Source organism: uncultured Nostoc sp., from assembly GCF_964247315.1.
Taxonomy (GTDB): Bacteria; Cyanobacteriota; Cyanobacteriia; order Cyanobacteriales; family Nostocaceae; genus Nostoc.
In genome coordinates, this window is sequence record NZ_CAXTTT010000001.1 from 22,748 (window position 1) to 33,614 (window position 10,867).

Consider the following 10,867-nt stretch of genomic DNA (forward strand, 5'->3'; position numbering starts at 1 on the left):
TACACTGAGAGTATCTGGAAAATTCTGGAAAAATTTATAGCGCATTACCTGGATTAACACCTTAATTTAGCAGCAAGAATTATCCACTTTTTCTCCATTGTGGCAGACTAAGCCTTAAATAATGGCTAGAGTAAGCCTGGAAGCATGGAAAGATTACCCATATATAAGAAAATTTTGGTTGAAGCAGAGGCAAGTTAAAATTAACCATTTTTGCATTCTAAGTAACACATACAACTATTTCAACCGCAATTATTCTGAGGGTTAAAATGACTAAAAGGTTTTCTTCGCCTCAAATAGTAGTGTCTGCTAAACTCACTACCTTTGCTCAGACTGCTTTTGTAGCTGCGATCGCAATTAATATCTGGGTAAATCCCTCCCTGGCTGGCGATCCATTTCGCAATCGCGAACCTCATCAAATTGGCGACCAAACAGAAGCAGCTTTTAAAGCGATTTTCCAACAAGGCAACTATCCAGCTGCAGATCGTTATCTGCAACAAGCACTATCCAAAGAGCCAAATGAACCTTTAGCTTATGCTATGAAGGCATCTTTAGCATACGGAAATAAGGATTGGGCTAAACTCGACACCTACAGTCAGAAAACTTTAGAAACAGGACAAAAACTGATTCCTAGCGATCCCTTACGTGGTAATTTATACACTGCTGTTGGTCATTTTTTAGAAGGTGCAGTAGTTATCACTCGTGAAGGTACAGTCAACGGTGTACCCCAAGCCTTGAGTCGGCTGCGACAAGTTTATGAATATTTAGACAAAGCCGAAGCAATTTCTGCCAACGATCCAGAACTGAATTTAATCAAAGGTTATATGGATTTATTATTGGCGGTTAATTTGCCTTTTGCTAGCCCAGATCAGGCAATTCGACGCTTAGAACAAAATGCTGCTCCTGGGTATCTAGTGGATCGGGGTATTGCTCTTGCTTACCGAGATTTAAAAAGGTATCCACAGGCACTAGAGTATGTGAATCGGGCGATAAAAACCACATCCGATAATCCAGAAATTTATTATCTCAAAGCCCAAATCCTTAAACAACTGGGGCAAAAAGAAAAAAGCCAGCAGATAATCCAGGAAGCGATCGCTAATTTTGACAAAGCATTGACTAAAAAATCCCAACTCCCAGGCGATTTAGTCAAACAAATTGAGCGTGAACGCAGAAGTGCTGTTAGCCTGAAAAATCCTGGGTAATTGGGCATTCATTGGCGATTAAGTTTTTTCTCTATCCCCTATGCCCCATTCCCCATCCCCCACTTTGATATGCTTATTTGCAGAAGAGTAATTGAGATATTAGACCAAAATGGAGATTCAGTTCCGCGAAATAAATCCTTTTGATGTGTGGATTTGGCTGAAATTCAGCACAAATCCTTCTGCGCGTGAAAAGCAATATGTAGAAGAAGTTTTCAATTCCTGGTTTTATCTGGGTAAATTGGGTGCATTTAATGCAGAGAATCTCCAGGTGCAGGACACTGGACTCGATATCAGCTACATGAATTATGATGAACAAGGCTATGACAAAAGCCTACTAGCACTGATGCACAATATGGGTGAGTTTGAATATGAGGGACAGTGGGGACGTTGTTGGTTTGATTTAGGAACCAGTGATGCGATCGCTCTGGATATTTTAATCAATGCCCTCACACAGCTAAGTCAGGAATATGTCACCATTGAAGAATTGTACATTGGTGGTGAAAATCCAGATTGGCCTATTGAGGATAGCGAAAGTCGTCCTCAGTCTGTTTATGATAATTAGTTACAAAAATGAATAAAGCTGGCGAAATTCGGGTAATAGCTTTGGGGCTAATTCGGAATGGCGAACGCATATTTCTTTCTGAAGGCTACGATCCCGTCAAACAAGAAAGATTTTATCGGGCTTTAGGCGGTGGTATTGAATTTGGCGAAACCAGCCGCGCCGCTTTAGAACGGGAGTTTCAAGAGGAAATTCAGGCAGACTTAACGAATATTAAATATCTAGGTTGTATAGAGAACCTGTTTACATTTAATGGTAGACAAGGTCATGAAATTATTCAGCTTTATCAATGTGACTTTGCTAATTCAAAATTTTATCAGCTGGAAAGTTTAGTTTTTTCCGAATCACCACATCATAAACATAGAGCATTATGGATAGATATCTCTCGCTTGAAATCGGGTGAATTCAGATTAGTACCTGAAGTCTTTTTTGAATATTTATAAATTATCTAGAAATTGCACTCAGCAAAAATACAATATACTGGTTGAGACTAACGCCTTCCCGTTCAGAAGTCTCAGCTAAACACCTGTGTAAAGATTTAGGCATTTGTAGTAGTAGTTTACCGCTGTAGCTATCATTACTACTTATTAAATTTTGAGAGATACAACAAGCGATCGCTTGGGGTGGGAGCAAACAAAGCGCGATCGCTCTAATCAAGTCTGATCTGCGTTAGTTATGCTTTAGATTTTGCCATCGTTCCCGCACAGTAAGCATTCATCTTATGATTAAAATCGGGAATGCGATCGCACTGTATAGCTACAACCCAGAGAGCAACTTCTTATACTCTGCGTGTGAACCTAGCCAAAACCAAATAACGGTATCTTCATCTAACTGTCCAACTGCTCGATAACTTTTGCTAATCCGTGCTGAATAAATTGGTAGTTCTGGATGTACTTTTTTGAAGCGCAAGCTTGGATGGCTCGGATCTTGTTTGAAGAGGCGGTATGCCTCACGGGTTTGCTCTTGAACTTGCTCAGGTAGATAAGCAAACTTTTGACGAAACTGAGCGGTTATACGTGACTTCACAATGTATCTGGATCTAACTCTTGGGTTTTTCCTCTACGGTATTCAGCCATTGCCTCGGTTGCTAAGAAAGCAAGTACGTCAGGGGAACGAGTGAAAGCTTCATCCCAAGAGCGTTCATCTTCTAGTTCTTCCAAAATCATCGCTGCGATCGCATCTTGTTCATTGGCAGGCAAGTTTTTTAGTTTGGCGATCGCTTGTTCAAGTAGCTCTGTCATAGCTGTTATACGAAAGTCATAATATAAATTATCTCTGCTTACACTCTGTTGGGGTTGTTAGGGTGCGATCAATTAGGGTGAGAGCAAAGCGCGATCGCTCCAATAAAATGTTAGGTTGCGATAACTGGTTGTCTATACTTCTCTTTAAAGAGCAAGCTTTTCCAGCAGATTATAGTCATTTATTCTCCCTTTTCTCAAGTTTAAATAATCTTGATATGTTTTGAGCTTGTGTTGCTCAACATCTCTAACGAATTCTTTTTTGTAGCTGTTAATTTTTCTCATCAAAGTTATCGAATTAGCACCTAGCAAGAAATCAATTCCTTTAATTTGAGCAACCTTATCAGACAACCCACCTTTACCATTTGCCTGTTTTAGGTTCCCGCTTTTAGAAAGACGGTTTAACTTGAGAGATAGACTCTCTTCTTCTTCTCCTAATAAATATTCGCAAAAATGATAAATTCTAAATTCATAATTTGCTACGCCTACAGATGAATCTTCTAAATTATTATGTTGTTTAATCCTCTGAATGCATTCATCAAGTAAGTCTGCCATCCGATCGCAAACAAACTGACATATATCTACATACTCAAGTCGATTTTTTGGAAAGTAGTCAATCTGAGAATGAGAAGAAACTGCTGAACCAGATATTCTATATCCCTAAACAATAACTTCTCCCTCATCCTCCCAAAAATCAGGACGTTTAATTTGATTTCCGTACATATCCGTGCTATCAAAAATACCCTCAATACGAAGGTATGTTAACCCAATGTGAAACTTTTCTTTTTCCATCCTTGGTTGTCCGCGCTATGAAAACTTAGATGCCTAATTTCTCACAGACAAAACTAACTCACCACCGAAATTACACAGATAACAGCGATGTCTACGACTGGCTATGCCTACGCACTTTGCATTTTACTCAAAACGTCGCAGTGTTGGGTAGTTATTAACGTGGGTAGGGCTGTGCAATAACAAGACCGGGAACAACACGGTAATGTTTCACATTGAATGTACAAAGGGTTGCACCTTGCCCAACAGCACAAGCAGCTATCACCGCATCTAACAACCTTAAACTGTGAGATAAATGGTACGGTCGTAAAGTCAGACAAGGCGCGAGTCAAGTCAGCCTCAGTAGCCCAGACTACAGGTAGCGGCGCAACCAGTTTTAAACCATTACTCAAAAAAGCTCATTTTCTAGCTCTGGCGGCAAATCAAGATTAATACTCACTCTGGTTCTCCTGTATAGGTTTGATTCTAGATTAATAGAAACATAAGAGTCAGGTTAAGCTACTGCTCAAACAATAGCTGCCTCTGGAATCGCACCTTGCATTCTCCCGAAAGCATCAATCAAATTCTGCAATTGTTGATCCGCCTTAAAAACTCCTAACCCGCGCACTGTCACTTTACCTGGAGAATAGACAAAGCGCGTCTTGAGATTTTCCGGTAAATTCGCCGCCAACAAATTCCAACCTGGTTCCTCCATCGGCGTTTCTAAAACGACGTGCTGCTTGTTTTCTGGTTTAATCCGGCTAAATCCGAGTTTTTTCGCTAGCTGTTTGAGTTCCATGACTCGCAAAAGTTGATTTGCAGGGACTGGTAAAGTACCATAGCGATCGCTCCACTCAGCAGCAATTAGCTTTAATTCTGATTTAGATTTAGCTGTCGCCACCGCCCGATAAGCACTCATCTTTTGATCCAAATCGGTAATGTAATCTGCTGGGATAAACGCCGTCAGGTTGAGGTCAATCTGAGTATCCTCCACTTTCGGAATTTCTTGTCCTCGGATTTCCCGAATTGCTTCTTCCAGCATTTCCATGTATAAATCAAAACCGATGGCATCCATTTGACCAGATTGTTCTGCACCTAGCAAGTTACCCACGCCTCTGATTTCCATGTCGCGCATCGCTAGTTGATACCCAGAACCTAGCTGAGTAAATTCCTGAATTGCTCGTAATCGTTGCCGTGCCGCATCAGATAATGCCCGTTGCTTCGGATAAAATAACCAAGCATGAGCTTGTATCCCTGCACGTCCCACACGACCGCGTAATTGATACAACTGTGCCAATCCAAAGCGGTGAGCATCTTCAATCAAAATGGTGTTGACTCGCGGAATATCTAAGCCAGATTCAATAATTGTCGTACAAACGAGGATGTCTGCATCGCCATTACTGAAGGTGAGCATGGTTGATTCTAACTCGCTTTCATCCATTTGACCGTGAGCGATCGCAAATCTAGCTCCCGGAATCACTTCTCGTAAATTGGCTGTTGTCTCTTCAATTCCATCCACTCGTGGAACTACATAAAAAACCTGTCCACCTCTGTCTAATTCTTGACGAATTGCAGTGCGGATACTTTCGGAATTAATCGGTGATAAATGGGTTTTAATCGGTCGTCTGGTTGGGGGTGGGGTGGTAATCAAACTCATTTCCCGAATTCCCGACAAGGACATATACAAAGTCCGGGGAATGGGAGTGGCGGAGAGGGTAAGCACATCCACCTGAGTTTTCAAGCTTTTAATTTTCTCTTTCTGGTTTACCCCAAATCGCTGTTCTTCATCTACTACCAACAGTCCTAAATCGCGGAATGTCACACCTTTACCTAAAAGTTGATGTGTCCCAATCACTACATCTAATTCACCCGTTGCTAATCGCTTTTGAATATCGCGGCGTTCTTCAGCCGAACGAAAACGGTTGAGTAAACCGACATTTACAGGGTAAGGAGCAAAACGTTCTTTGAGTGTATGGTAATGCTGCTGTGTTAAAATTGTCGTTGGCGCAAGGAGTGCCACTTGTTTACCGGCGGTGACTGCTTTAAAAACAGCACGAATCGCCACTTCCGTCTTCCCAAAACCGACATCGCCACAAACTAAGCGATCCATTGGGCGATCGCTTTCCATGTCGCGTTTTACATCTTGTACAGCTTTGAGTTGATCCGTTGTGGGTTGGTAGGGGAAAGAATCTTCTAATTCCTCCTGCCAAGGCATATCATCTGGAAAGCTAAAACCTTGTTGTTGCGATCGCGCTGCATACAGTTTCAACAAGTCCACCGCCAATTTTTTGATCGCTTTGCGGACTTTATTTTTGGTATTTTCCCAAGCTTTACCAGTCATCCGATTGAGTTCCGGTGCTTTATCACCTCCGGCGCGGAACCGGGATAAAGCACCGACTTGATCGGCTGCGACTCTGAGTAACCCGTCAGCATACTGCACCACTAAGTAATCACGGGTTTCGTTATTAATCGTCAAACTTTCCAGCTTGACAAATTTCCCAACACCATGATTTCTGTGAACCACATAATCGCCCGGACGCAGCTTATTAGGATCGACTTGTTTAGAAGTAGCTTTGTGGCGCTTGCGGATATAGCCAGGAGTCGCCAAGGAATGCTGCCCAAAAAATTCCCGATCTGTGACAATTACCAATCGGTACGTAGGCAGAATAAAACCTTCTAGTTCCGCAAGACCAGAATATTTTAGGGCAATGGGAGTATGGTTGATTTGGAGCTTATCTATTGCTTGGTAGTCGCGGGAATTTGGGATAAACTGAGCCGGACAGTCATGTTCTTGCAAGAGGGAGACAGAACGGGAAGGTTGAGCAGAAAGCAACCAGATCGAGAAATTGCGATCGCGTTCTTGGCGGATGGTTTCAGCTAGTTTAGCAAACTGGTGCGGCGTGACTGGAACAGGTCGGCTGGCAAGATTAATCCCATCATTTTCTTCTGAGAGTTCCGATAAATATAAGGTTTTAAATCTGGCAACATCAGCCAAAGACTCATCAAAAGAACGGTGAATTTTTGGTACTTGGTTAGACTCTTCCCCAGTTCCCAGTCTCCACTGTTCCTCAGCATTTTCTACCCAGCGATCGCTATGAGCATGACACTGTTCTGGCTCATCAATGGCAATCAATGTATTTTCTGCTAAGTAGTTTAGCAGAGATGCTGGTTGATCGAAAGCTAACCCCAAAAAGCGACGGCTACCCTCCATCAGTGCTGAGTGCTGAGTGCTGAGTGCTGAGTCAGAATTTAACTCAGCACTCAGCGCTCGAAACTCAGCACTATTTTTCAGTGCAGCCATTACGACGGGAGTGAAGCTAGTGGGGGTCAGAATTAACTGTTCAACTTTGTCGAGGGCTGAACGTTGAGTTGCTGGATCAAATTCTCGCATTTGCTCGATTTCATCACCAAACCATTCCAACCGGACTGGTAACTCAGAGGAAACCGGGAACACATCAACAATATCGCCCCGCCGACTCCACTGTCCTTCCATTTCCACCAAAGGCACTCTTTCGTACCCCAGAATAGTTATTTTCTCACTGAAGGCATTCAAGTCTAAATCCATCCCCCGTTTCAAGGTAAGACAGAATTGTCCAAAAGCTTCTGGTGGTGGTAAATGAGGTTGCAGCGCTCCTTGAGTAGCCACAATCGCCATTTTAGGTAATTGCGAGGGATTTGGGATCTGGTTTTCTTCCCCATGCCCCATTCCCAAATCTGCCAATACCTGCATTTGCCCCCAACTCATCTCAGTTTCCGGGTCAAAAGGTTCGTAGGGAGAAGCCTCGGAGGTAGGGTAAAAATGTACTGTTTGCCATCCCATTGCCTCCAGTTGTGCGTAAACGCGTCCAGCTTCTTCCAAAGTGGCGCAAACCACAAACAAATCCTTCCCCTGAGACTGCGCTAATGCCGAAGCCACTAGAGTCTTGGGCAGCCTGGGAATGCCATTTAACCGCAATTCTTGTTGTCGATTCAGCTTAGAAATAAATTCAGTGGTGAGCGGCGATCGGCCTAAGGCACGCACAATAGAAGAAAATGACATAAGTACTACTAGCGATGGGAGTCTTTGTGAGTCAGCAAATCTTGAGGCAGTTTATGTCAACTATTTTAAAAGTGTTAACAGCTTTCTTATTCCTTCGGTGGAAGAATAATGCACAGCGACTAATAAATTTAAGAACTATAACTATTACTTTATGTATAGTCAAAGCATTTATCGAAGCACCTTTAATACTAGATACTAGGGATTGAGCTACGTTCGCTCTGATAAGCGGCAATTTTAAACATGTCCTCCATAACTTTTGAAATTTTAATCATTTTGGTGCTAATTATTGCCAATGGCGTGTTTTCTATGTCTGAGATGGCGATTGTCTCGGCACGGAAAGTTAGACTACAGCAGCTTGCCAATCAAGGAGATGCCAAGGCAAAGGCAGCATTGAAACTAGCGGAGTCTCCAAATCATTTCCTGTCAACTGTTCAAGTGGGTATTTCCCTGATCGGTATTCTGACTGGTGCTTTTGGAGGAGCAACAATTGCTAGTCGGTTGGCAATCTATGTAAAACGTGTCCCCTTGTTAGCACCTTATAGTGACCCGCTCTCCTTCGGAATAGTGGTTTTGCTCATTACCTATTTCTCACTCATTGTTGGCGAATTGGTACCGAAGCGTCTGGCATTAAACAACCCAGAAAAGATTGCCTCAATTGTAGCTATTCCGATGCAAGCCTTGGCGGCGATCGCTTCTCCAGTAGTCTTTCTCTTAAGCGCTTCTACAGATTTAATCTTGCGATTACTGGGAATTACAGCTTCTACCGAGCCGCAAGTCACCGAAGAAGAAATTAAAATCTTAATTGAGCAAGGCACTGAAGCGGGAACCTTTGAGGAAGCTGAACAGGATATGGTGGAGCGAGTCTTTCGTTTAGGCGATCGCCCTGTCAGTTACTTAATGACACCCCGTCCCGATATTGTCTGGCTAGACTTAGACGACTCTGCCGAAGAAAATCGCCAAAAAATGGTTGATAGTGCTTATTCTCGGTATCCAGTTTGTCAGGGGGGACTTGACAATGTGCTGGGTGTTATCCCTGTCACCGACTTATTAGCCAGGAGTTTCCGAGGGGAACCGTTGGATTTAACGATCGGGTTGCGACAGCCTGTATTTGTGCCAGAAAGCACCCGTGGCTTGAAAGTTTTGGAATTGTTCAAGCAAACGATCACTCACATGGCGCTGGTAGTGGATGAATACGGCGTAATTCAAGGATTAGTCACTCTCAACGACATCATGAGTGAAATCGTGGGTGACGTTCCTTCAACGGATGGACAGGATCAACCACAAGCTGTACAACGCGAAGATGGTTCCTGGCTTTTGGATGGGATGTTACCAGTAGAGGAGTTTTTAGAACTTTTTGGTATGGAAGAGTGGGAATCTGAAGAACGCGGCAGTTATCAAACTTTAGGCGGTTTTGTGATCACCCATTTAGGTCGTATTCCTACCGCAGCAGATTATTTTGAATGGCAAAGTATGCGAATTGAAGTGATGGATATGGATGGTAATCGCGTTGATAAGGTGCTAGTCGTACCGAAGGCATCTAAATCAGCAGATACGAAAAAATCTGACTAGGATTGAGCATTGGGCATTGGGCATTGATAATTATTTACTATTTGCCATACGCCATAATAGCCAATGCCCTATTTATGCAATTTATCAAGTGCGAGATAGACGTTTGACTGCTTCACCCGCCAATAACTGATGAGCTTGTTTCAGGAGTTGAGGGATTTTATCGGCGTGGGGATTACGGGCAAGAGATTTCCCTAAGTCTAATTCTTCTAACCGATCGGCTTTGTTGCCGGGGAACCAGTGGCCACCATTGCCAAGCAGGTTGTAGCGCATTTTAGCGTAGTCTACTAGATCGTAGGCGATCGCTAAATTCCACAGCCACAAAATCACCCGAATATTTACCTCACCAGGGGTTTCGTCAAAAGTTGGTAGATTTGTTTCCCAGGATTTTACCCAATCTTCTCCCAAAGTAGCGATCGCTTCTTCTTCCAACCTTGCTAAAATTGGTGGCAAAATTTCTGCTGCTCGATCTATTAATTCTAAAGTCTTCAGGTGTTCATCAAAATCTTCTGGTTTTGCTGCTCCCAAGCTCAGGGTATGTACCTCTTGATGGCTCAAACAAAACAAATCATTAAACACCATTGGACTCAACGGGGCGCAAAGATTTACTAATTTTTGTGGAGGTTTATATAACAAACCTCCTTTATCAGATGGGCTAATGATAAACACCCCCATATCGTGGCGTTTAGCTGCTTCAATTGCTGCCCAATTCCATTGATTAATGTAGTACCAGTGCAGATTCACGTAATCAAATTGATTGGTATTAATTGTCTGCACAATCATATCTGTTGAGCCGTGTGTGGAAAAGCCAATAAATCTAACTTTTCCCTCTGCTTGCAACTGCTGTGCTACTTCCAAACAGCCGCCGGGACGGATACTGTCATCTAACGACTCAGGATGATTAATGCCGTGTAATCCTAGAAGGTCAACATAATCTAGCTGGAGATTTTTTAAGGATTGTTCAAATGTCTCTCGGAATTCTTTCGCATCTGCCTTTGGATTGATTTTAGTCTGAACAATCAACTTTTCGCGGGGAAACTTAGGCAATATTCTCCCCAATTGCATTTCGGAAGTGCCATAACCACGGGCAGTTTCAATATGATTGATCCCAACCTCGACTGCCCTTTTAATAGTTGCTTCCAGATTCGCCTGATTATCAACAGGAATTTCATGATTGGGAACATCTTCCCATTTGAACTGATATCTCATGCCACCGCAGGAAAACACTGGCATCTGTAATTCTGTGCGTCCAAATCTTCTATATAGCATCAGTGGATTGTGGATTGCTTACCAACTTAAAATCTAAAAACGATAGTCATTCCAGCTTTTATGCCACAATTATTCCCTCTGTTCAATCTGTGACACTAGCAATATTCATCGCATTCTTAAATCGGTCAGGTCTTTTGGTTATTGGATTTTTACCAATATTCCAGTTCCACAGAATAATTATCTCACCCTAGTTACCACTAGCAAGAATTTTTCTATTATTCTCTCAAGT

At 42.7% G+C, this 10,867-nt stretch carries 12 protein-coding genes and 1 pseudogene; 6 read left to right on the plus strand and 7 right to left on the minus strand.

Annotation, left to right across the window (positions count from 1 at the left end; all coding sequences use genetic code 11):
• Positions 1 to 266 precede the first annotated feature (266 nt).
• The 3 genes from ACFE93_RS00100 (at position 267) to ACFE93_RS00110 (ending at position 2,201) form a co-directional block, all read left to right on the plus strand.
• Positions 267 to 1,199, plus strand: coding sequence for a Sll0314/Alr1548 family TPR repeat-containing protein (locus ACFE93_RS00100; protein ID WP_375471474.1), 933 nt, complete (start codon positions 267 to 269; stop codon positions 1,197 to 1,199).
• A gap of 109 nt (positions 1,200 to 1,308) precedes the next feature.
• Positions 1,309 to 1,761 (plus strand): DUF3531 family protein, encoded by a 453-nt coding sequence (locus tag ACFE93_RS00105; protein WP_375471475.1) that lies wholly within the window; start codon positions 1,309 to 1,311, stop codon positions 1,759 to 1,761.
• Between the two features lie 8 nt (positions 1,762 to 1,769).
• Positions 1,770 to 2,201 (plus strand): NUDIX hydrolase, encoded by a 432-nt coding sequence (locus ACFE93_RS00110; protein ID WP_375471476.1) that lies wholly within the window; start codon positions 1,770 to 1,772, stop codon positions 2,199 to 2,201.
• Between the two features lies 1 nt (position 2,202).
• Here the strand turns inward: ACFE93_RS00110 and ACFE93_RS00115 are convergent.
• From ACFE93_RS00115 to ACFE93_RS00135, 5 genes and pseudogenes are all read right to left on the minus strand, one after another.
• A pseudogene (locus tag ACFE93_RS00115) lies at positions 2,203 to 2,340 on the minus strand (toxin-antitoxin system HicB family antitoxin); the annotation flags it as partial.
• Between the two features lie 174 nt (positions 2,341 to 2,514).
• Positions 2,515 to 2,784, minus strand: a complete 270-nt coding sequence (locus ACFE93_RS00120) for a hypothetical protein (RefSeq protein ID WP_375471477.1) — start codon at positions 2,782 to 2,784, stop codon at positions 2,515 to 2,517.
• Positions 2,781 to 2,999 carry a hypothetical protein gene (locus ACFE93_RS00125; protein WP_375471478.1) on the minus strand — a complete coding sequence of 73 codons (219 nt, stop codon included), beginning with the start codon at positions 2,997 to 2,999 and terminating at the stop codon, positions 2,781 to 2,783. Before ACFE93_RS00125 ends, ACFE93_RS00120 begins: the two co-directional genes overlap by 4 nt.
• 144 nt (positions 3,000 to 3,143) lie before the next feature.
• Positions 3,144 to 3,551, minus strand: a complete 408-nt coding sequence (locus tag ACFE93_RS00130; RefSeq protein ID WP_375471479.1) for a hypothetical protein — start codon at positions 3,549 to 3,551, stop codon at positions 3,144 to 3,146.
• A gap of 105 nt (positions 3,552 to 3,656) precedes the next feature.
• Positions 3,657 to 3,788: a hypothetical protein gene (locus ACFE93_RS00135; RefSeq protein ID WP_375471480.1), complete on the minus strand. Its 132-nt coding sequence runs from the start codon at positions 3,786 to 3,788 to the stop codon at positions 3,657 to 3,659.
• 29 nt (positions 3,789 to 3,817) lie between these two features.
• Here ACFE93_RS00135 and ACFE93_RS00140 point away from each other — a divergent pair, with 29 nt between their 5' ends.
• Both ACFE93_RS00140 and ACFE93_RS00145 read left to right on the plus strand, forming a co-directional pair.
• Positions 3,818 to 3,946, plus strand: a complete 129-nt coding sequence (locus ACFE93_RS00140; RefSeq protein WP_375471481.1) for a hypothetical protein — start codon at positions 3,818 to 3,820, stop codon at positions 3,944 to 3,946.
• Between the two features lie 58 nt (positions 3,947 to 4,004).
• Positions 4,005 to 4,217, plus strand: a complete 213-nt coding sequence (locus tag ACFE93_RS00145) for a hypothetical protein (RefSeq protein ID WP_375471482.1) — start codon at positions 4,005 to 4,007, stop codon at positions 4,215 to 4,217.
• A gap of 73 nt (positions 4,218 to 4,290) precedes the next feature.
• Here ACFE93_RS00145 and mfd read toward each other — a convergent pair whose 3' ends face one another.
• The gene (mfd, locus tag ACFE93_RS00150; RefSeq protein ID WP_375471483.1) at positions 4,291 to 7,803 is read right to left on the minus strand and encodes a transcription-repair coupling factor; all 3,513 of its coding nucleotides are present in this window, start codon (positions 7,801 to 7,803) and stop codon (positions 4,291 to 4,293) included.
• A 240-nt stretch (positions 7,804 to 8,043) separates the two neighbouring features.
• On the opposite strand from mfd, the gene ACFE93_RS00155 reads away from it, so the two are divergent.
• Positions 8,044 to 9,372: a hemolysin family protein gene (locus ACFE93_RS00155; RefSeq protein WP_375471484.1), complete on the plus strand. Its 1,329-nt coding sequence runs from the start codon at positions 8,044 to 8,046 to the stop codon at positions 9,370 to 9,372.
• Positions 9,373 to 9,456: 84 nt separating this feature from the next.
• On the opposite strand, the gene ACFE93_RS00160 is transcribed toward ACFE93_RS00155, so the two are convergent.
• The gene (locus ACFE93_RS00160; protein WP_375471485.1) at positions 9,457 to 10,638 is read right to left on the minus strand and encodes an aldo/keto reductase; all 1,182 of its coding nucleotides are present in this window, start codon (positions 10,636 to 10,638) and stop codon (positions 9,457 to 9,459) included.
• Positions 10,639 to 10,867 lie beyond the last annotated feature (229 nt).